The 22,270-nt window shown below is 54.9% G+C and carries 13 protein-coding genes; 5 read left to right on the top strand and 8 right to left on the bottom strand.

What is annotated here, in order from left to right; translation table 11 throughout:
• A complete protein-coding gene (locus PW789_RS07205) occupies nucleotides 1-918 on the bottom strand; it encodes a hypothetical protein (RefSeq protein WP_299373614.1) in 918 nt (305 codons plus the stop codon).
• Between the two features lie 166 nt (nucleotides 919-1,084).
• Between PW789_RS07205 and PW789_RS07200 the strand changes: the two genes are divergently transcribed.
• Nucleotides 1,085-2,455: a sodium:solute symporter gene (locus tag PW789_RS07200; RefSeq protein ID WP_299373611.1), complete on the top strand. Its 1,371-nt coding sequence runs from the start codon at nucleotides 1,085-1,087 to the stop codon at nucleotides 2,453-2,455.
• A gap of 286 nt (nucleotides 2,456-2,741) precedes the next feature.
• On the opposite strand, the gene PW789_RS07195 is transcribed toward PW789_RS07200, so the two are convergent.
• Complete coding sequence (locus tag PW789_RS07195) at nucleotides 2,742-4,943, bottom strand: winged helix-turn-helix domain-containing protein (protein WP_299373609.1); 2,202 nt, start codon at nucleotides 4,941-4,943, stop codon at nucleotides 2,742-2,744.
• 284 nt (nucleotides 4,944-5,227) lie between these two features.
• Between PW789_RS07195 and PW789_RS07190 the strand changes: the two genes are divergently transcribed.
• From PW789_RS07190 to PW789_RS07175, 4 genes are all read left to right on the top strand, one after another.
• A complete protein-coding gene (locus PW789_RS07190) occupies nucleotides 5,228-8,599 on the top strand; it encodes a TonB-dependent receptor (protein WP_299373606.1) in 3,372 nt (1,123 codons plus the stop codon).
• Nucleotides 8,600-8,696: 97 nt separating this feature from the next.
• Nucleotides 8,697-10,088, top strand: a complete 1,392-nt coding sequence (locus tag PW789_RS07185; RefSeq protein ID WP_299373603.1) for an alpha-amylase family glycosyl hydrolase — start codon at nucleotides 8,697-8,699, stop codon at nucleotides 10,086-10,088.
• Nucleotides 10,089-10,937: 849 nt separating this feature from the next.
• Nucleotides 10,938-12,338 (top strand): sugar porter family MFS transporter, encoded by a 1,401-nt coding sequence (locus PW789_RS07180; RefSeq protein ID WP_299373598.1) that lies wholly within the window; start codon nucleotides 10,938-10,940, stop codon nucleotides 12,336-12,338.
• 188 nt (nucleotides 12,339-12,526) lie between these two features.
• Nucleotides 12,527-14,071 (top strand): mannitol dehydrogenase family protein, encoded by a 1,545-nt coding sequence (locus PW789_RS07175; RefSeq protein WP_299373595.1) that lies wholly within the window; start codon nucleotides 12,527-12,529, stop codon nucleotides 14,069-14,071.
• Nucleotides 14,072-14,106: 35 nt separating this feature from the next.
• Here the strand turns inward: PW789_RS07175 and PW789_RS07170 are convergent, their stop codons facing one another.
• The 6 genes from PW789_RS07170 to PW789_RS07145 form a co-directional block, all read right to left on the bottom strand.
• The gene (locus PW789_RS07170; protein ID WP_299373593.1) at nucleotides 14,107-14,793 is read right to left on the bottom strand and encodes an HAD family phosphatase; all 687 of its coding nucleotides are present in this window, start codon (nucleotides 14,791-14,793) and stop codon (nucleotides 14,107-14,109) included.
• A 245-nt stretch (nucleotides 14,794-15,038) separates the two neighbouring features.
• Entirely contained in the window at nucleotides 15,039-16,805 is a 1,767-nt protein-coding gene (locus PW789_RS07165) for a hypothetical protein (RefSeq protein WP_299373591.1), read from the bottom strand.
• On the bottom strand, nucleotides 16,762-17,049 hold the full coding sequence (locus PW789_RS07160) for a hypothetical protein (protein WP_299373589.1): 288 nt from the start codon (nucleotides 17,047-17,049) through the stop codon (nucleotides 16,762-16,764). Before PW789_RS07160 ends, PW789_RS07165 begins: the two co-directional genes overlap by 44 nt.
• Before the next feature lie 70 nt (nucleotides 17,050-17,119).
• Entirely contained in the window at nucleotides 17,120-20,542 is a 3,423-nt protein-coding gene (locus PW789_RS07155) for a carboxypeptidase regulatory-like domain-containing protein (protein ID WP_299373587.1), read from the bottom strand.
• A gap of 13 nt (nucleotides 20,543-20,555) precedes the next feature.
• Entirely contained in the window at nucleotides 20,556-21,101 is a 546-nt protein-coding gene (locus PW789_RS07150) for a hypothetical protein (protein WP_299373584.1), read from the bottom strand.
• A 31-nt stretch (nucleotides 21,102-21,132) separates the two neighbouring features.
• Nucleotides 21,133-22,107: a glycosyl hydrolase family 28 protein gene (locus tag PW789_RS07145; RefSeq protein WP_299373581.1), complete on the bottom strand. Its 975-nt coding sequence runs from the start codon at nucleotides 22,105-22,107 to the stop codon at nucleotides 21,133-21,135.
• Nucleotides 22,108-22,270 lie beyond the last annotated feature (163 nt).

The raw sequence follows: 22,270 nt of genomic DNA, 5'->3' as shown, positions 1-22,270 counted from the left end.
TCACTCCGCGGCTAAACCAATTGCCTTACGAGGATTTTTCTCTAGAAGCAGTCTCGTCTGGCCGCTGTCCAGCCCCAAGTATCGTTGTAGATTTTCAAAGCTCCGCTGCATCGTAACGGTGGAACCTACAAGGTGAGACCCATCCGCAGATCGTGCTACCAGATCATCGCCAATTGAGAGTTCCCACCGGCCAAGCGTGTAATGGCCCGGCCCCAGGCTTGCAGCTGATATCGCGTCCGTAACAATTACTGCACGCTCCAGCCCTACCAGCTTCAGATAGTTCTTCAGAGCGAAGAAAGGAATATGAGCGCCGTCGGCGATAAAACATATCCAAAGCCGGTCCGACAGGCTCAATACCCGCTGAATGATGTTGTCGTGGCGGTCAAGCGCGGCCGGACATCCATTTCCCAGGTGGGTAAACATCGAAAGTCCTACATCGATGGCACGCTGCAACTCCTCCAGAGAGGCATTCGTATGTCCGGCAGAGACAACAATCCCGCGATCGACCAACAACCGCGTCGTTTTCATTGCCGTATCAACTTCCGGGGCAAGCGTAACAAGTTTCGTCAGCCCGCCAGCGGCCTCCAAAAGGCGCTCCGCTATCTCCTCCTGCGCGGCGACGATAGCATCAGCCGGATGAGCTCCTCGAAATCCAGGGGAGTGATTAAGAAAGGGACCCTCAATGTGAATTCCCTTCACGATGCCACGAACGAGAGACGATTCGGCATGGAGACTCGCAATCTTTCTCAAACGGCGCTCCATCGCGGGAATCGTATCGGTTATAACTGTCGCAAGAATGCCGTCAACTTCCTGCCGTCCTAGACAGGCACAGGCTGTTTCCATCTGGACAAGATCCAGATCGTCGCTATTGAAATCCACGCCGGCATAGCCATTAACCTGAAGATCGAAAAATTTCATATTCTCCACAAATATAGATTAAACTTTAAATTTAATAAATGTATAATCTCCAATGCAAGCAAACCTTACCTGGCTTGATTGGATTGTGATTGCAGGATATCTAGGCGGAACCACCGCGCTAGGGCTCTACGTCAGTCGAAAGGTACGCTCTTCGGAAAGCTTCTTCATGGGCGGCCGCGCTTTCGGCAAGGCCATCATGATCGCTCAGAACCTGGGGACCGGCACTCACTCGGACCAGGCAGTAGGTGTAGCAGGTGCAGCTTACACCGTAGGCCTCTCAGGAATTTGGTATCAGTGGATATGGCTCTTCACCACACCTTTCTACTGGCTTCTGGCTCCAGTCTTTCGGCGGCTACGGATGCTGACAACGGCGGATTTTTTTGCAGTTCGCTACGGCAGGAGTTACAGCATAGCTTACGCCGTCTTCTGCATCTATCTCTTCGCGCTGTGGCAGGGCATCGCCATTAAGGGAACTGCCGAAACAGTTGCTGCGATTATTGGTATGCCGGAGTGGATTGTAGCGGCCACGGTAGGCATCGCATTTACCCTGTACGGCGTCGCCGGGGGCCTTGTTGCGGCGGCCATCACCGATTTTGTTCAGGGATTCTTGATCGTCCTACTCTCCTTTCTTGTTGTCCCCTTCGGGCTAATCAAGGTAGGTGGATTCGCCGGTATGCGCCATGCACTGCCCCCACATTACTTCGCGGTCTTCAGCCCTGATGGAGGAGAGTTGTCGGCGTTCAATGTCGCCATGCTCGTCATAAGCGGTCTCGCAGGAATCGTCGTGCAGCCTCATATGATGGCCGTCACCGCCAGTGGCAAGACCGAGATGAATTGCAGGGTCGGCTGGACCTATGGAAACTTTGTCAAAAGGGTCTGCACCATCGGCTGGACACTGACGGGCATGCTGGCAGCAAGCCTCTTTCCCGGCATTGCGTTTCATGACCGGGAAAAGGTCTTTGGCATGGCAGTCACTTCCCTGCTTCCTACAGGCCTGATTGGTTTGATGACAGCGTCCCTTCTGGCAACGGTCATGTCAACATGTTCGGCTTTTATGGTGGATGGTGCTGCACTCTTTACCGAGAACATCTACCGCCCTATCGTGGGAGCCGATAAGAGCGACGCACATTTTCTGAAGATTGCCCGCATATCTTCGGTCGCAATCACAGGTCTTGGGTTCATCATCGGAAGTTCGATGGGGTCAGTTATCAATGCGACAGTGCAGTTCATCAGCATCCTGCCCTTTATTGGAGTGGCCTTCTGGGTCGGTATTATCTGGCCTCGAGCGACGCGAACGGGAGCATGGGCCAGCACCATCGGATCTGCAGCTGTATTCTTTATCACCAAGTGGCGGGGCGAGTCTAACGCCTGGTCGTCGCTTTACAGCATTTTGACCGGGCTGGGCCTGATCATACTCGTCAGCCTCTTTACGCCAAAAGAACCAGAAGAGAATCTGCTGCGCGTATTCGGATATATGCGAGTACCGGTTGGCCAGGAAGAGCTTCTACCTCAAGGGGGTGTGACGGATGGAGCCTAAAAACACTGGTGAAGCTTCGCTGATCGTAGACCTGCTCCAGCTCCACAAGCTATTTTCGTGGAGCACCTATCGGGTCGACCTCCTTGGCTTCTTAGGCGCCTGGGCCATGGTTGCAGCTTTTATCGTCTTCTACCTCTGGCTTGCAACCTGGTAAATACTCATTTTGGTGAGTTCCACCGCATTTTTCTCGGCACCGGTGGATCTCATCCTCACCAGGAATGTTAACTGAGGCTGGTGTCAGATTGATCGACACCCAAGCTTCAGCCTCCTGGCGGTTCAGTAGCGATCAATGGTCCAGATCTAGCGTGTATAGATTGCTCGTTCCGACGCGCGGCAGGATGAGGGGTTCGTTGGTTGGTGTCAGGCCGGAAAAGAAATAGTTCTCCGCATCTTTGAACTTCACATTCGAAAGATCAGCAATTACCTGTTCTTCACCACTCGGAATGTCCAGCTTGAGGATGGGCTGCCGATCCTTTTGGAAGGCGTGCACATAGATAGCCTTGCTATCGCGTGCCCAGACCGGATCAGCAGCGCTCGTCTCCGCCAACACTCTCCAAGTTTGGGATGCCCAATCGAAGAGTAAAACCCTTCTCTGGTCGAGCGAGAGGGCGACGATCCACTTACCATCTGGAGACCAGCGCGGGCTGAAGAATCCTTCTGATCCGGGAAGAGCTGTGACCCGTTTCGTTTGCACATCAAGAACGAAGACTTGCCGGGAACCCGATTCCTTGCCCATCAAATCGGGCTCGCATCCGAAAGCGATTTTCTTTCCATCCGAGGACCAACTGGGGTCTGCAGCATTGTGGTCCCGATTGAGCAGAGGTACGAATTCACCTCCTCTGGCGCTTACGAGATAGATCGACCATGGAAGCCCCTGCCTTCGCGCCATTACAGCAATTTGCGTACCGTCCTGCGACCAATGCGCCGCGAAAACCTCGTACTGAGGAGGTGCCAGTTGCAGGCGATCTGAGCCATCCGATGCACGGGCTCGCCAGAGACCGCCATCCTGATCCGTCCACAACACAGCTCTCCCCTCGGGAGAGTATTCAACTCTCGTAGCATTCCATAGAAAGGAGGAGGAAGAAAGAAAAGCGTGTTGCCCCGTGTCGTAACGTTGCAGTCCTGCAGGTTCGTCTGAACCAAGAAAGAAGATCCGATTCCCGGAACGAGCTGGAACCGGTGAAAAATAGTGCTCTGGTCCATGCGTAAGCCGCATGAGAGTCTCGTGCCCGAAGGAGCGGCTGAGACTCCAGAGATCACTCCCTCGTTCGCGATACATCTGAAACAGGAACGTCCCGCCTTCAGTCCAAATTCCACAACACATCGGGTTGCCATAGCCCTTGACACCTGAGAGAGGGTGGGCGCTGTGAGATCCGCTGGCAGCTTCCCAAAGAGTGCTCGTGTGGGCAACGGCATCGAACATCGTAAAGCGAAGTAGTTCCCCGTCCGGAGACCATCGCAGCCAAAACGCTCTCCCAGGCAAACTCATAACATGCGCAGAGCCCCCATCATCGACGCGAGCTGAGAAGAGGTCATTTCCCGCAGCGTAAAGGATGCTCTTGCCATCCGGCATCCAGGTTGCCGCATGCGCCTGGATATTGCCGACCCGGAACGCACTTCCGCCGGAGGTAGGAACCACCCACAGTGGTTGCTCGGCGTTGGAATTGAGGCGACTAAAGACCAGAAGACGTGTACCGTCCTTCGAGATATCAGCGATGGAGACAGAGGCCAGATCTTCCGGAACAGGCACGCGCTGTATGTATCCGGTTGCAATCGATATCGATGCCAACTGTGGCTTGTCATCAATTCGTGCCGTCGCGAAGATTGAGACGCCATCCGTAACGAGCGTAGGTAGATTCTCCGGATTGGGTGGGCCCTCGGAGATGGGGCTGCCGTGAGTCAGTTGATCGACCTGAGGAATTGATCTGATTTGGGGGCGAACCAGGAGCAGCACCACAGCGACGAGGAGAACACCCGCAAAGCCACACGCTGCGAGCGATAGGATACGAAATGAATTTCTGCCGAGAGCCGGAGTGGGCAGGAGGGGGGCATCTTCCCCCTGAACCTGTGAGTCGGGAGCTCGGTCCTGCTTCGTTGCCGGTTCAGCGAAATCTGTCTCTTTCCCAGCCAGCGCCGCACGAGGAGTCCTGGAGACGACGGTGATAGGAACTAGAAACCGGTAGCCCCGCTTAGGGAGCGTCTCAATGTAATGTGGCGTATCGGCCGAATCACCCAGGGCGTCCCGGATCTTATTAATAGCTCCGGCAATAGCCCGCTCGAAGTCGACATTCGTTTCACGGCCCCACACCCTTTCCTGAAGCTCCTCCTTAGAGACGACTTCTCCCGCGTTCTCGAGCAGTGCGACCAGCACCTTGAACGGCTGCGCGGGAAGACGAATTCGGAAGGCATCCTTCCAGAGTTCACCAGTCTGTAGATCGGCCTCGAAGCGTTCGAAGGCCACACGATTTGTCTGCTCGAAGCCCGCCACTCAGGAAGTTCCTCAACCGGTTTACTGTAAAGCCAAACAGTTAAACAACGCAATTTAGAGGGTTTAGCTATCAATAAAAAATCAATACACAATCAGATCGGAATCCATTGCTTAAAACCCGGGCGAAGATCGAGCGTTCTCAACGATTCTCTGAATCGATCAGGTGACTCGTCTTCCAAGGAGCCTCGGTCTCAGAGATTTTGGAGGCTGGAAACATGCTAAGCAAGTCCTATAACTCTCGGACCCTTCGGATTGTAAGGTGGGGAGCTCAAACGCTAACGGCCATGATTGTCTTGGCCAGCGCCCTGACGCTTAACGCATATGGACAATCGGAGTCCGGAAAAGTCGTGGGTACCGTTACAGACCAAACCGGGGCGGAAATCCCACAAGCAACCCTCACATTGACAAATGTGGCGAACGGCCTTGTACTGTCGACCGTAACGAATGGTTCAGGCGAACTGAATCTTCCGGGAGTCCCCCGCGGCGATTACACGGCCAAGATTACAGCACCCGGTTTTGAATCCCAGACCCAGAATATAACTGTGACGGTAACCCAGGTTCAGACGCTTCTCTTCAAATTAGCGCCCGGCTCAGTCTCGGATACCGTGACCGTCTCGTCGGCTGCCGCCCTGGTCAACACGACCAATGCCACACTTGGGGAGACGATCGGCTCGAAGCAAATTGAGCAGCTGCCGCTTAACGGGCGAAACTCACTCAATCTTGCCCTTCTGGCACCGGGCGTTACTCAAGGAGCCAATGTTGAATACGGCCAAGACACAGTAAACCGGTTCAGTGATTCGGGCGGTGGAGCGATCTCCGTCAATGGCACGCGAGCGCAGGCGAACAACTTTATTCTTGACGGCGTCGACAATAACGACGGCCTCCAGAACATCATTCTGTTCTTTCCCCCGGTCGACGCAACGCAGGAGTTCAAGATTTCTACGAGCGTTGCTCCGGCGCAGTACGGCCGTGCGGGCGGGGTAATCCAGGTTGCCTCCATTAAATCCGGCACAAATCAGATCCATGGATCAGCATTTGAGTTCTACCGCAGTGGGAAGTGGGCTGCGAATCCCAATTATCGTTTCCTCGGCGCAGATGCCACCCCCACGCCCCCTTACCGTCATGAGCAGTTCGGAGGATCAGCGGGTGGACCAATCATGAAGAACAAGCTGTTCCTCTTTGGCGATTACCAGGGAACGCGCATCGGTTCGCCGGACGGAACGCATTTCGACACTGTTCCTACAGCAGCGATGCGAAAAGGCGACTTTTCGGAACTGCTGACGACCGGCCTGAGTACAGGAGACTATACCTACTTCCCGATATGCGTTCCGGGTTCCGGCTCTTTGAACAGCAATATAGCCCAGACCAGCAAGGGACAAATCTACGATCCGCAGACTTGCACCCCAATTGCAGGGAATATCATCCCAGCGAATCGGCTGAATCCCGCCGCCGTGAACTATCTGAATGCGTTTCCGATGCCCACGCGCACGGATCGTCTCCTCAACAACTATTTCGTCAACAATAGCTCCACGTCAAACTACAACACCTTCGATGCCCGCCTGGACTGGAACCCGAGCGCCTCGGATCTGCTCTTCCTTCGGTTCTCCTACGATAACTCGACCTCGAATAATCAGTCCGAACTGCCGCAGCAGCCAAATTATCCTCTTCTCTCGGCAAACGGCAGCAAGAACTATACGCACGCTCGCGGCTATGCGCTGGGCTATACGCACACGTTCTCTCCTACCCTAGTGAACGACGCACGCATTGCCTACAACCGAGACAACTATGGATATCAACCGGGTAATTTCGGGTCGGACGTTGGTGGCCAACTCGGCATACAGAATACAAATCTTGGCGTAGCTAACAGCGGGGGGCCGCTCATTGGCGGTAATGGCTCGGAAATAGAATATACCGGGGATTACGGCCTTTTCGCCGTACCGCAGAACACCTACGAAGTGACGGACACACTCACGATCAACCGGGGGAAGCATTCGCTAAATGTGGGTGGCACATGGCTTCGCCGTCAAGTCTCGTACTTCCGTCCCATCTGCGGGAAGGGCTGCTTTTTCATAGGCGGTAACGGCAGCGACTTCACTGGATACGAAGTCAGCGAATTGCTCGTTGGCGGTTTTGATAACTATGGCATCGGAACGCAGACCGGATTCTTTGGAGAGATCAGCCAGGAAGATGCCCTGTTTGCGAACGACGACTGGCGTGTGACTCCGCGCCTCACGCTGAACCTTGGTGCCCGCTGGGATTTTTTGCAGTGGCCCGTGGAAATGCACGATCGCCAGGCTGCCTTCGATGTGAAGACCGGAACAGTTTTACTGGCCGGTCAGAACGGCGTACCACGTAGCATCATCAAGCCGACGTACACGGATTTTGCTCCTCGCGTGGGCTTTGCATACGATCTGCATGGTGACGGAAAGAGCTCCCTGCATGGTGGCTACGGTATCTATTATTTTCCGGATTACGGCGGCATCAGCAATCAACTAGGCCAACAGATTCCGTACGGAGGCGACGGCACCTATTTCGCGTTCAGCGGCCATTGCCTGACATTCACCGGTCAGACTGCACAAGGAGCGCCGTACACTTGCCCGGGATATACCAGTGGAACTTCCCCGAATGTTTCATTGCCGCTGCCGGGCTATCCGAACTTCAATCCGGCATCGCCTCCGTACGGCATGAGCGGGCTGGCTGTCGACCAAGACAACCGTCATAGCCGCCAGCAGCAGTGGAATCTGCAACTGGAGCAGCAGATAGGTCCCCGGGATGTTGTGCGAATCGCGTATGTCGGAGCCCACGCGGACCATCTCTCGACCTACTACAGCTACAACACTTACGCAATCGGCAGCACCACGAAACCGTTTCCGAACCTCGGCGGCATCAGTCTGAACCGATACGACGGTCACTCCAACTACAACGGCCTGCAACTCCATGCCGAGCACCGCGGCACCAACTTCACTGCGACGGCGTCGTATGCGTGGTCCCATGCTCTCGATGATTCGGCGAGCGCCTTTGGGGGCACACCCGTCACGCTGCTGCTCTATTACAACCAGCCCTCGAACTACGGAAACTCCATCTTCGATGAGCGCCATATCTTCAGCTCGTCGTTCGTCTACAACCTACCCTTCGGACGCGGACAGATGTTCGGCGGCCATTCATCGCGTGCGATGGATCTTCTGATCGGCGGATGGCAATTGAATAACATCGTGCTGCTGTCGACGGGCCAACCGGTCGACTTATCCGCTGCGGGCAGCTCGGCTCCGGGTAATCGCCCCGATCTGACCGCTCCGATCAAATATCCGAAGAGCATCGGCGGCTACTGGTTCGATCCGTCGTCGTTTTCGAGTAACATTCCGGTCACCACGGCCACGGATGGAACCGGCACCTCCATCTTCACTCGCATCGGAACACTTGCGCGAAACCAGGTCTATGGGCCGGGCTTTCGGAGCGTCAATCTGGGTGTGCAGAAGAACCTGCACATCTCGGAAGGAAAACAGCTGGAGTTGCACGGGGATGCCTTCAATGTGCTGAACACAGCGAACTTTTCCAACCCGAATAACAGCCTTGGAAATCCTTCCCTGTTCGGAAAGATCACAGGGCTGCATGGCGAGGTAAGGCAGATTCAGATCGCCGCACGCCTAGTCTTCTAATTCCAATACTCACTCCTGTCGGCCCATCTGGATTCGGACGGGCCGACGCCCTCTTGTCTCTCTACCACGCGCTTCATAAGGAAGGACAGATTTCGATATGCGAACGTGGCCCCCTACGGCTTTTGTGTTGCTTGCTGTCTTGTGTCTTAATCTCACCCACCTGGACGCGCAAGAAACCGCTCCTTCGTCAGAGATCGCGAAGTCGCATGCGGCCGATGAGCCCGCGTGGATGCAGGATGCTGTCATCTATGAAATCTTTCCTCGGGCATTTTCAAAGCAAGGCACGCTGGCGGGGATCACCGAGGGTCTTGATGCACTGCAGCATCTCGGCGTGAACGTATTGTGGTTGATGCCGATTTCGCCGTCCGGCAAAGAGCGCCGCCTGGGTCGGCTTGGGAGCCCCTACTCCATTCGAGACTTCTATGCAATCGACCCGGATCTAGGCACCAAAGCCGATCTGCAAGCACTCGTTCAAGGCGCTCACCAACGCCATATCCGCGTCATTCTGGACATGGTGGCCGATCATACGTCCTGGGACAGCGTTATGATGACGCACCCGAACTTCTATCAGCACGATACGGCAGGCAAGATCGTCTCGCCGCATGGCTGGAGCGATGTCGCCGCTCTGAACTACGACGATCCCCGACTGCGCACGTACATGAATGACGTGTTTCTTTATTGGATGAAGACCTTTGACCTGGACGGCTTCCGCTGTGATGCGGCCGGCATGGTGCCGACCAGCTTCTGGAACGAGCTTCGTCCATTGCTTAAGAGTGTGAAGCCGGATGCCCTGCTGCTTGCGGAGGCGTCAAAGCCGGAGCTGATGCAGCACGCGTTCGATCTCGATTATGCGTGGCCACTGCTCGCGACGTTCGACAAAGTGATCGAAGAGGGAGCGCCCGCTACGGCGATCAGAGACACGATCAATGCACAGAACGCGCTCTTTCCTGAGGGCACACAGCACATGCTCATCAGCGACGATCACGATGAGCCGCGGGCAACCGTAAGGCTTGGCATCCACGGCGCCCTTGCCGCCACGGCTTTGGTCTTCACTCTGCCCGGGGTTCCGCTCCTGTACAACGGCATGGAAGTGGGAGATGCGTCAGCGTCCGGCGGGCCTCAGCTATTCGACAAAGTCGATGTGGACTGGACCTCCGCCGCCATCTTCCCTTATGTGCCGGTCTTCTACCACGCATTGATTGCTCTGCGTCAGAGCTCTCCTGCCCTGCGGCACGGAGCGATCGTATGGGTACACAATTCGCAGGAGCAGCATGTGGTGACCTTTCTACGCCGATCCCCAGAAGAGACTGACCTCATTGCAGTGAACCTGTCAAACACGCTGTTCCGGGGAACGATCGAAACGTCGGCCGGCCCATGGCAGGAGGTCTCGCTTGCAAGCTCCAAGCCAGGCGAAGTAGCTCTGCCCGCACTTTCGCTCGATGCCTTTCAGACTCGCATCTTCCGAATCGTCCCACCCTCAACCCACTAGGAGGTGCACCGTGTCTACAGACATTGCCTTCTCGCCGTCGTTTCCTTTGTCGGTATCTCCTCCTTCTGCGCACGCACACGACAGAGACCTGTTGCGTCTTGATAATGGTGTCCGCGTCAATGACAACAAGCAGGTGATGGAGCTCACGGCTCTCCCGTAATGAGCCGCAGCGGAGGGAGAAACGCTTTTTATTTGTCGCAGGTCAGGCACGTTTACGCATCTTGGAGATGCAACTGTGAACTGCGAGGTCATTTGGCTGCATCCAACATGTGTTTTATACTTAAGACATCGAGCCGAATGTATTGAATCAACGGAAGGCTCTTGAGGTCGATGGTTTCGTTATAGCTTTCGAGACCACTTTGAGCAGATTTTCAAACGGATCCCCATGGACATGGTTCCATTGGCAGTGTCGTCCTTGCTAACAAGCTAAATAGCTGAATCGAATGCGAGTCAATTGCTCAAACCGGTTGGCTCAATAAGGGATAATATTTTTGAAATTCCAGCAATTTCAATCCGATGAAACAGTGCTGAACCTTTGGGCTTTGACGGTCAAAGGTATCCGCAATAGGCATCTTTTCCGTCCCTGATTTTTGTTGCCAGGTCCTCGTTCCGTTTCACAGAACGGGTAGTACCAAGCAATACGTTCTCGCACTTCCGATCCTGGTGATTAATTGCAGTCGATGCGATAGCATCCGCCTTCGCCCGCAACCAATGAATCATTAAGCTGAAGCCCTTCACTTAATGTTCGCGCGTACCTTCGCGTGCGAACTCGGAATTGTTATGCCCTGCTGATCGCTATAAGCAGGGGCACCGATATGCTGTTCATCCTGGATAGGAGGTCAAACGACGATGAGTACCGCTGTCTATCGCGCTCCCGGCACATCGCAATCCACGACTGGAGTGAGCAAGTTTCTGGTGTTGGCCACGACCATCACGTCTATCGCCGGATTTCTCTATGGCTACGACACCGGGATTATTTCCGGTGCCCTGATGCAGATTGCGCGTGAATACAAGCTGAATCGTCAAATGCAGGAGATCGTTGCATCCTCGATTCTGGTGGGCGCTGTAATCGGTGGCCTTTCCTGTGGATGGCTCTCTGAACGCTTCGGCCGGAGAAATACGGTTTCTCTCGTAGCTGCCATTTTCGCATTGGGCGCTGTGGCTTCGAGCCTTGCTTCTAGTCCATTGATGTTGATTCTTGCTCGGATATTTCTGGGGTTCGCTGTCGGCGGCTCTTCGCAAACAGTTCCGGTTTACATTGCCGAAATTGCTCCAGCCGAACGGCGCGGCAATTTTGTGACAGCTTTCAACGTTGCTATTGGCCTGGGCATCGTTACAGCGAGCATTGTGGGCTATAGTTTGCACAGCCCGGGATCGTGGCGGTGGATGATTGCGCTGGCAGCAATCCCTGCGACGGTGTTGCTGTGCTGTATGCCGCTGTTTCCCAAAAGCCCTCGCTGGCTTGTCGGAATGTCGAGGCACGAGGAGGCCCGCAAGAGCCTGCAGCGCGTTCGTGTCGCTGGCGATGACCTTGAGCAAGAACTTACGGCAATTCAACAAACGAGCGAAAAGGAACACTCCGAGATAAAGGGGTGGCCTGCGCTCTTTCAGCCGTGGGTGCGTCCAGCAACGATTGCAGCTCTTGGCGTTGCCGCCTTCACCCAACTGAGTGGCATCGAGATGATGATCTACTATGCTCCGACTATTCTTTCCGGTGCCGGTTTTGGATCCTCTGCGGCGCTGCTGGCAAGCGTTGGACTTGCTGTCGTCTATGTGGTGATGACTGCCGTAGGACTGATGATTGTCGAGTCGATCGGTCGTCGCAGACTCATGCTTGTGATGATCCCGGGTTCCGTCATCAGTCTTGCGATCCTGGGAAGCATGTTTTCGAAAGGGATGGCAGCCGGCTCGCACGCATGGATTCTTGTTGCATGCCTTCTGATTTATATGGTGTTCAATGCAGGTGGCATTCAGGTCTGCGGCTGGCTGATGGGGTCTGAGGTATATCCACTTTCGGTGCGTGCCGCAGGAGCCAGTGCGCAGGCAGGAATGATATGGGGAGCGGATCTGGTTGTGACGATAACCGCTCTCTCTTTGGTCAACCTGGCCGGGACGTCAGGCACGATGTGGATCTATGCCGGGATGAACTTATTGGCCTTCCTTTTTGTCTGGCGTTTTGTGCCGGAGACAGCAGGGCTCAGCCTGGAAGAGATTGAAGGAGCGCTGCGAGCGGGAACCTTCAAGCCGTAGCCTCGCACCGAAGCGGCGATTCAGCCGAGAGCAGAAAAGGCCGCCGGTGTCTCCATCGTTGGGACGCTCGCTGTTTGTCCATGTCAATGAGTGGAGGATCGCGGAATCGCCGAGGTTCGAGGCGCTTCCGTGATCCTCCCAAGGAAATTTCTGCCCATTTGTACAAAGCGAATAAGAAAGGAGTAAACATGCTTCAACAGAACGAATATAGCGCTACGACGCTTCAGGATGTACGTGAGAGCATTCAACTCTCCCATGGAGAGCTTGGAAGACTTCCAGCAGGCCTCAGACGCCCAGGCTTCGATCCGGCCGATCTCAAGACCGGGGTGCTTCATCTGGGATGCGGCAATTTTCATCGAGCCCATCAGGCTGTTGCGACACAGGCAGCAATCGAGGCCGAAGGAAGAGCCGGCCTGCGATGGGGCATCGCTTCTGTTTCCATGAGGAGCCCCGAGGTGGCCCAGATACTGACACGGCAGAATGGGCTGTATACCGTGCTACAGTGTGATTCCACGGAGACGGAACCGATGGTCGTCGGTTCGATCGTCGAGGCCGTGTTTTCGCCGAACGACTCGCGAGGTCTTGCCGCTCGCATGGCCAATCCAGATATTGCTTTGGTAACTCTGACAGTGACTGCCGATGGGTATCATCTGGAGCCGTCGACTTGCCAACTGATTTCGGACCACCCCCACATTATTCAGGATCTTTCCCATCTATCGCGCCCGAAGACGGCCGTGGGTGCGCTGGTATCGGGGCTTGCGTTAATACGCGAGCGCGGGGGCAAACCTCCTGTCATTCTTAGCTGCGATAACCTGTCGGCGAACGGCAGCACGTTGCGACAAGCAGTTCTTGATTTCGCATCCCTCGTCGATGACAGGCTCAGTGCCTGGATCGCGGGCAACGTTTCGTTTCCCAATACGATGGTTGATCGAATCGTACCGATGACGAAGGCTGAGGATATTGCCGAGGCACAGGAACTGCTTGGCGGCATGCTCGACGAGGCACCTGTTCCCACGGAACCGTGGTTCCAATGGGTCATCGAAGACTTCGATGGGCCACGTCCACTGTGGGAGGCAGGCGGAGCTCGGTTTGTGACGGATGTGGCACCGTTCGAACTGGCGAAATTGCGGATGCTGAATGGTACGCATATGCTGCTGGCTTACGTCGGCGCATTGGCCGGTAAAAACACTGTTGCCGAAGCGGCAGGAGATCGAACGATCGGCACGCTGGCTCTGCGATTCATGCAGAAGGAGCAGGCAGCTCATGTACCGTTCCCATCAGTCACGCTTGATCAGTATGCGAAAGATCTGATGCAGCGGTTTCGCAATCCAGCGATTGTTCACATGATAGAGAGGATAGGACGCAACGGCTCCGGAAAAATCGCTACCCGCGTACTGGAACCGATGCGGCAGAATCTTGAGGCAGGCATTCCTGTCCAGGGCGCAATGCTTCTTATTGCAAGCTGGATACGCTGGTTCGCCCTGCATGAACAGGATGAATTGGATGTGCAGTTAGTTGATCCGCGAGCGGATGAGCTTCGTCGGATCTGCCGCGAGGCAAGTGAGGATTTCCGGGCGCAGGCAGAGGCCTTCCTCTCTATGGAAGAGATCTTCGGACCGCCCTTGCCGGACCATGACCGTATCGTTGCAGAGATTGGCGATCTCATGCGGCGATTGGCGCATGAGCCAGTGGCCGAAGTGCTCGCCGATCTTGCGCGTAAGGTCAACGCATAAGACCGGCGCGTAAGACCACCGGCTATCTATTTCTTTCAGCTGTTGGCGTGCTCGATAAAGCGCAGCACCGAATGCAGGTCGTCCATGATCGCCAGGGCCTTCTGCCGAATCTCTTCCGTTGGCTCCAGCAGATCCGGCACGACGATGACGCGAATCTTAGCTGCATGAGCTGCTCGTGCTCCGCTGTGGGAATCTTCGAGCGCCACGCATAAATCCGGCGCTACACCGAGTTGCTTTGCGGCGGTCAAATAGGGTTCTGGATCGGGCTTGCCTTTCGTTACATCGTCACGAGTCACGATTGTGTTAAACCGTTGATCCAGGCCAACGAGGGCAAGGTGATGATCTGTACGATAACGGCTCGATGACGTGGCAATTGCGCGAGGTATATTGTGCGCGTCTAGATAATCCAGCAGCGGAATAACTCCACTTTTGAGGGCGAGCCGGCCTGCATCGACGAACTCGCGCAGATGGATTTCCTGCGTGTCGAAAAAGGTCTCCAGCGGAAAATCAGGACCGTAGGTTTCGCGCACGAGCTTACGGCATCCATCCGCAGCTACTCCGATCATGCGGCGGCAGAAGGATGCCGGCATATCGTATCCCAAAGCCGTACCTGCGCTGACCAGGGCATCCATCGCAAGGGTTTCGCTGTCGAGCAAAAGGCCGTCCATATCAAAGATCACGGCATGAACAGGTTGGTGCAGATTACGAATCTCTTCAGACATCTTGTTCCTTATAGCTTATTAGACGTTACGCCCGAGCGAACGAATGTGCCCGCTCCTCTACGTCGGAGAGATTATTAAGTGTAATAGCTGACGCCACCCAGTTTCACTCGGACACAGGCGAAACAGCTTTATATCCCCGACCGTCCTAAAGCCCGGGACGACCAGACAGTCGCGACGTCCCCAGAAGCGCTATGCAGACGTGGCTCGCGACACCCAACCTCCCATTAGTGAAGCGGCTTTCAATCTCATCTCCAAAAGATCGGCGTCTGGGATCCTTCGTAAAAATTGATCGTTGTTGGCGCAGCCAAATCAATCAGTTGGTTCAAATCAAAGACTCGATAAAGATCGAGACAAGCTAGCTCAGGGCTTTCTGCATACGAAAACTTTCCATTGAATAATTCAGACAAAGAATGGATTCCTTCTTCTGCCCCAAAGGAAGAGAAATGGTTAGGTTCCAAGGCCGCAGCTACAAGTGCCACCACCTCCGAGCGAGGGCCTCGAGTCAATATCTCCATCTTTTGTCCGGAATAAGGAGCAGCAGGTTTCGCCGCTCCTGGCGATGGACTTCCATCGGTGTTCGAATCGGACAGCCACTGGGCCACTCCGGCTATCTGAGCTGCCTCGATTCCAAGCGGGCGTTCTCCGACGGTATTCAGCATCTGGGCAGCGCTGCTGAGGTTCGGACGTTCCGGAGTTCCGGGAATACTATCTCCAAATAAAATTGGGTCAAGCAACAGGACGCGATACCCCCGGCTCAGCAGATTACCTGCCTCGACTGCCAAAGAGAGATGTCCCTTATCGGAGATTAAAATGGCAGTCTTCCCCGCAGATCCGATAGACGACTGCACCAGAACGCCTGTAGCGCTCAAACCATTGCTGAACTCAAAACGGTATCCCCGACTCTCGATCCCTTTTTCATGGGAAGCACTTATGGGCCAGGCATGCGTCACATCTACTGTTTTAAATCGCGTGATGCTGCGCAACGATCCCCGGGCCTTATCCATCTCTGATGGCTGGATGCGATTGTGATGGATTTGCTCGGCCATCTTGCCCGCGAGGCTAACGATCGTGAGGTTATCTTTTGGGAGACCGACAATCAGATCTTCTTCGGAGAGTACCTCCGCATCGGTATCCGGCTCCTCCTCTGCGGATGTTTGCAGATGGAACTGGTTCTTTAAAAATCGATACGACTGAAGACGGCTATCAAGCTGATAGTTGTGCGTCCCGGGATCGTCATTCTGGTACCACTGCAGATTGTCCGGATGATGAGCAGCGGTATAGAAGGGTCTGAGGTCGTCATAGACTCCTTGCTTCACTACGCCCGCGCGGAAGCAGCAGTCATCCATCGAGTTGTAGATCAATAAGGTCGGCCGGGGTACACGTAGTGTCATCAACTGGGCATAGTCAGCGATCGACCGCATATCAGGTGCATTCTGTTCGGCGTCCCCGGCATACTCTGGATGCTCAACAGCCGTGGTTAGCGAGCTGAACCCCGCGACAGGAATCGATGGTCCAATGCGCTCATCGAGCGTGCTAAGAAGCATCGTCTGCCACCCGCCTCCAGAAAGACCTGTCATTGCAATACGCTTACGATCGACCCGCGGATCGTTGTAGAGGAAGTCGAGTCCACGCCGCATGGCCAGATAAAATAGCCCCTCCCCATTCGCTCCCGCGAGATCGAGCAGTCCAATATTGTTGTGGGCGTTTTCTGCGGAGGCCAGTTCCCCGAAACCTATCCACTCCAGACTCAGGGCCAGCATTCCATGACGAGCTTGATTAATACAGCGCTTCTGTTTGTGCTCCACGGCCTTTCCGCCTGGGCCATGGCCATTCACATTCAGCACGGCAGGCATATTAGGAGTCAGCTGGTCCGGCTCATAGAGCAGAGCTACAGAGTTGAAACCGGGAACGATCTCGTAGCGGTACTTAACGATTCGGTAGCCTTTTCGCTCAATAACTCCGACGCGCTCAAATGATTGGTTCAGACTTGATCCACTCTTCCGGCCAGCCATGATAGATGGTTGCGAGAGCATGCTTCCGCAACGTCTCAGCTTGTTGGTGAAGAGCTGCCTCAGAGACAGCAGCAGGCAGTACCGGTACTTTTTTCAGCAAAAAATGCCGTAGCTCATCGGCGACGATAGCCGGGTCTTGTAGCTTCTGTTGCAGCAACGGATCCAGCACCTTGCGAGTAGTCTGTGCCGATAAGCCCATCGAACAGACAAGGAGAGACAGGCTGAGCATTCCAATATTTTTCATAACGTTATTACGGTAAAGAGATTGACCTTGCGACGGAAGCGCAAACTTCCGCCGCAGGGTATTGAGCAGGTTAGAAGATGAGTTTCAAGCCAAGCTGGCCGATGCGTGGATCGCCAGCGGACAAAATATTCCCAAAGCCTCCACTGTTGATGGTGGCTACCGGATCGGACAGGTTGGTGTGATTGAGCACGTTGAAGAACTCTGCACGAAACTGCGCATGGAAGCGCTCGGTCGTCCCGAAGTTCTTATAGAGGCTTACATCCCAATTTACAAATCCCGGCCCGCGCAACGCGCCTTTGCTGATGTTGCCATATTTGTATGGGTAAGCAGCATAGGTTGCTGGATCTGTTCCGACGGCGGGAAGTGGCAGAGCAAACGAACTCTTATTGAGCCAGTTTGCGCATGCGGTGGTTGTCGTAGCGCATCCGTTGCCTCCATAAGGCTTTCCTTGCAGAAGCGCCCGCGGCGCAGCTCCGGTTGCGGCGACGTCCGTGCCGGTGAAGACGGTATACGCATCTCCTGTGGCGGCGGAAAGAAGACCACTGGTTCCCCATCCCCCGATCACGAACCGTGTCACCCGTGGTAATGCATTGAAGTTGGGAAACGTCAGGACATAGGAACCATTGAAGATGTGGGTTCGATCGAATGGGGATGGTCCATACTCGAAGTCGCTGAATCCCGGCATATAGATTGGCTGACTGAAACTGCCGCCGCCGCCATTCTGTAGCGTCTGATTCTGTGGAATATTGTCCAGCGACTTTGAGTAGGTGTAGCTGGCTTGAACCGTAAAATTGCGGGCGAAACGATGCTGTACGGCGGCCTGGAAGGAGTGATAGCTCGAAGCTCCTGTCTGGGTGAGCATGTTGATGTTGGAATAGTTCGGTGCATACCTGGTACGAGACATGATTGAAGCGCTGGGATTGCCGAAGATACTCGAGTCGCCGGGTATGTAGATACCAGGATTGAGCTGCATGTCGCGACGGATATGCCGCCCTGATGAGCCAACATAGGATGTTCGCAAAGACCATTGCTGCGTAAGCTGGCGCTCGACGGAGAGGTTCCAGTTGTAGCTGAGGGGAACCTTGAACTTCTGCAAGGGATTGAAGGTCAGGACAGTAACAGGCAGCGGGAAGGTAAAGTCCGCGGGCGCGGGATATTGAAAGGGCGGATGAGAGCTCAGGCCGTCATACGGGTTGCTAAACGTTCCCGGCAGCGTAGTAATGGAGATCGACGGGCTAAAAGGATTGTTACTGACGACCGCCTGTGTGATCTGCGAAATACCACGGGAGTCAAAGAAGAGGCCGAAGCCACCACGGACGCTGGTTTTGCCATCGCCGGTCGCGTCATAAGCGAAGCCGAAGCGGGGAGCGAAGTTCTTGTACGAAGCGTTTGTGCCGCCGCGCGGGAACCCCTCGTCGCCCGGAAACATGAGGCCCGGAGGAGCGTTGTAGTAAACCGACGAACGCCGCCCTGCTGCGTATGCCTCAGGAGAAAAGAGCTCCAACCGACCGTTAATCTCATTCCACGGACGGAACGGGTCGTATCGCACGCCGAGGTTTAAGGTCAGGCGAGGTAGCGGGTGATAATCGTCCTGGAAGTACAGGCTCCAGATGGTATTCCGTGCATTCTGGAATTGTCCGCTGCTCTGCGTAAAGCTGCGCACGCGTCCAAGAAGGAAGTCGGACATTGCATAACCGCTTGCATCGCCCGAAAAGCTAAAGGATCCAAACCGACGATAGTTGTTCATCACATCGAGACCAGCATTCTGAACAGATCCGCCGAAGCTGATAGCGTGACGTCCGTGAACCCACTTCACGTCGTCGTCGAAGATGTAGTTGGCGCGGGTGAACTTCCCAAAGGGGTAGCTTCCAAATGAGAACAGTCCGGAGACATTGATGGATTCGATCGCTTTGGGGATTCCTGTCGGTTGATACATATTCACGCCAAGATCGGCATAATCGGGCGCATTCGATGGCGGATTCTGATTGCCGTCGACCGACGAGCGCGTGAATCGGAAATCGTTAAGCCATGAATTATTGAAGATGTGGCTTTCGCTGAACAATAGGTTCTGCGAGATGTTCGGAAATCCATCCTTGTACGTCAGGATATTTCCATCTTCATAGATTGCCGGATTCATATAGGTGTCGCGGAAGTAGCGACCGGTAATCCGATCATGACTGTTTAGCGTATGGTCTATGCGAATCAACTCTTCATGAAAATTCTGCGGCGCATTCGGCTGGATATAACTGGTAAGCCCATTGGTCGAAGCCGCCGACGGCAATAGCTTCAGAGTATTCAGCGCTGCGGCGTCGAAGTCCGATGCCGGAATAATATTTCCGGGATAGGGCTGACCTGTCACCGGGTTTTTGATTGTGATTGCACGACCTAGAGGGTTCGCAGGATTACTTGCCGAGAGCATGGCCGAAAAGTCACCATTTAGATTGGCCTGTGTCGGCAGATAGACCCTGTTTGTCGCACTGGCACTATGAAAGATCGTGCCCTGAAAGCCAAAGAAGAAGAACGTCTTTTCACGCCCGTCATATACCTTGGGCAGAAAGACGGGGCCGCCGATGGTTCCACCAAACTGATTACGCTTGATGGTGTCGCGGCTGGTTGCTGCCCAGTTGCGGGCATTCAAGGCCGAATTACGAATGAATTCAAAGGCGGTCCCATGCAGTTGATTGGTGCCGGAACGTGTCACTACATTCACGACCGCGCCTGAGTTTCCGCCATATTGTGCGCTGTAGTTGCTGGTCTGAACGCTGAACTCGCGAATGGAGTCGGGCATGGGAAATGGCTGATTGACGTTTGTGTACTGGTCCATGTTGTCGCTGCCATCCATCAGGTAGTTGCTGCTGGTCTGGCGTGATCCATTCACTGAAATGGTGACCGCTGCAGCCTGTCCGCCGACTGCCTGATTACCAAATGTGGACGATTGAATGGCTCCGTTTGCAGGAGCATTTACGGCCCCCGGAGCGAGCGTCGTCAGCGTCGCCGCATTCCGGCCATTCAGCGGCAACTCCACAATCCGTTCCTGGTCTACGATCTGGCTGATTGTGGCCGTCGAGGTATCCACCTGAGGAGGAGCATCACTCACCGTAACGCTCTGCGAGGTGGACTCCAAATTCAAGGTGACGTCCACAGCTAACGTCTTGTCCGCCTGCAGCATGACGCCGGTACGAATCGCATGCGCAAAACCTTTGATCTCAACCTTGACCTGATACTCGCTCGGAGGCAGCGAGTTGATGACGTAATACCCCTGATCATTGCTTGTTACCGACCTGGTCCGGCCCGTCCCGGTTTCAAGGGCAGTTACATGCGCTTCCCCCAGAGCCGCTCCGGTGGGATCGGTAACCGTTCCGACGATCGTGCCGGAGTTCTGCGCATATGCGCTATTCCCAACAAAGAGAGCGATGCAGGCAAGAACAAGCAACAGCACCCTGGTACAGACAGCTTTTGACCGTACGATCTTAAGACCGTGCGAAGACAACATGAAATTCTCCTTATTATTGTGGTGTGCGTTGGATGGAACCGGCCTTCACGTCGGCGAGGATCTCTACCCGATCATGAACGGCCGCGGAGGTCGCGCCGGGGAACCGCAGGTCCGCGCTCTTGGAGCCGCTGACACGACAGAAGTTGGTCTCCGCAAGATCCACGCTGGAGCTACTGCTGTTGTGAAGCCACAATGTTGGCCTGGACTTTGCGGAGGTTTCGATTGAGGCGAACCGCAGGTCCACTGCATCATCCGCCGCAATCATGGGAAGTTCTTCTCCTGCCGCCGCTTCAACGGTGAATTGATAAAGACTCACATTGCGGACATGCCGAAGAAATACCCCATGCGAGGGCAGGAGGCCGAACATGATGGGTTCGGGATAGCTGCCAGGGCGCTCGGGGATATCGCTGATGGACAAGGTTCCCTTGACTTTCTCCGTCAGGGTGACCTGGATGCCCTGAATCGAAACTCCGACGACGGGCGCATCCGGAAGGCCGGCGATCACGCTCGGCAGCTTTGCTTCCGTCGCAACGATGTCGGAGATCCGAATGGAGGCCACGCCTCCAGGACCTCCTCCAACGCCACACCGGTCACGGTTGCCTCGCAGCACCGTAAATGGCGTTCCAACGCGGTTCATTACGATATTGGAGGCGACGATATTCGAAAGCCCCCCTCCGTCCACCGTGTAAAAGGCGAGCCCAGGGTTTCCATGCCGCATCCCCATGCCAGCCCTCGAAGACACAGTTCGAGATCGCGATATGGCGAAAGTCGCCGCAGCTTTCGGTGCCGCATTTGAAATAAACGCTGGCGGTCCGCAGGATGCAGTTCTCGACGGTAACGTACTCCGTCGCCTTGCGTTCACCGAGTGCTCCGCTGGCCTTCAATACAATTGCGTCGTCGTAGGACTCAACAAAGCAGTTGGAGATCCGTACATGACGGCAGCAGTCTGGGTCGATCCCGTCTGAAAGGCCGTTCCGAATAGTGACATTATCAAGAGTTACAAACTCACACCCAAGCAGGCTGATGTTGTAACTGGGGGAGTTCCGTATCGTAATGTCCCGCACGAGGACGTTGCTGCAACGACGAAGCGCGATCGGCTTGGGGCCACCAGACCTGGTATATCCGCAATCGATCTCACCATCACCGACAATGGAAACGTGTTCAAGCCCGTCCCCAACAATCAGGGCAACATGGAAGTTTGAGGTTGCGAAGTTGGCCTTCGTGTCATAAGCGAACTTTTCGGGGGGGAGAAATTCCGTCGAATCCCCACTCATCACGAGAGTGGCACCATTTCCCAGCCACAGGGTTACCCTGGAACGCAGCCGGAGAGTGCCGGAGATATATCTTCCAGCGGGGAGATAGACCGTCCCCCCTCCGGACGCATCGGCCTGGTCGATCGCCCTTTGGATGCGGGGCGTGTCTGTTTGTTCAATTGGCAGGCGTGCCCCTGGCACAATGCTGGTGTTTATTTCCGGGACAATTGCCAGGATAGGAAATCCGATTGCGCCCTTCAGGAGCTCCCGCCGCGATGACAGACCGCGACGCATTGCTTGCCCTTGTTTCAACACAGGATCCTGTCCTTTATGAGGGCCTCCATCTCAAGCAGGAAAGATTGCCCTTGGTTTTGCGTTGGTTAAGGGCAACATAGAGATTTGTCTGCGAGGGTTCCAGACAATTCACCGAAACACAGAAATCGTTTTTATTTTCAGTAATATGGCTCGATGTGAA

This window comes from Edaphobacter sp. (genome assembly GCF_028283685.1).
Taxonomy (GTDB): Bacteria; Acidobacteriota; Terriglobia; order Terriglobales; family Acidobacteriaceae; genus Edaphobacter.
Note: the sequence above shows the minus strand (reverse complement) of the source record. Positions and strands in the feature narration are given on the sequence as shown.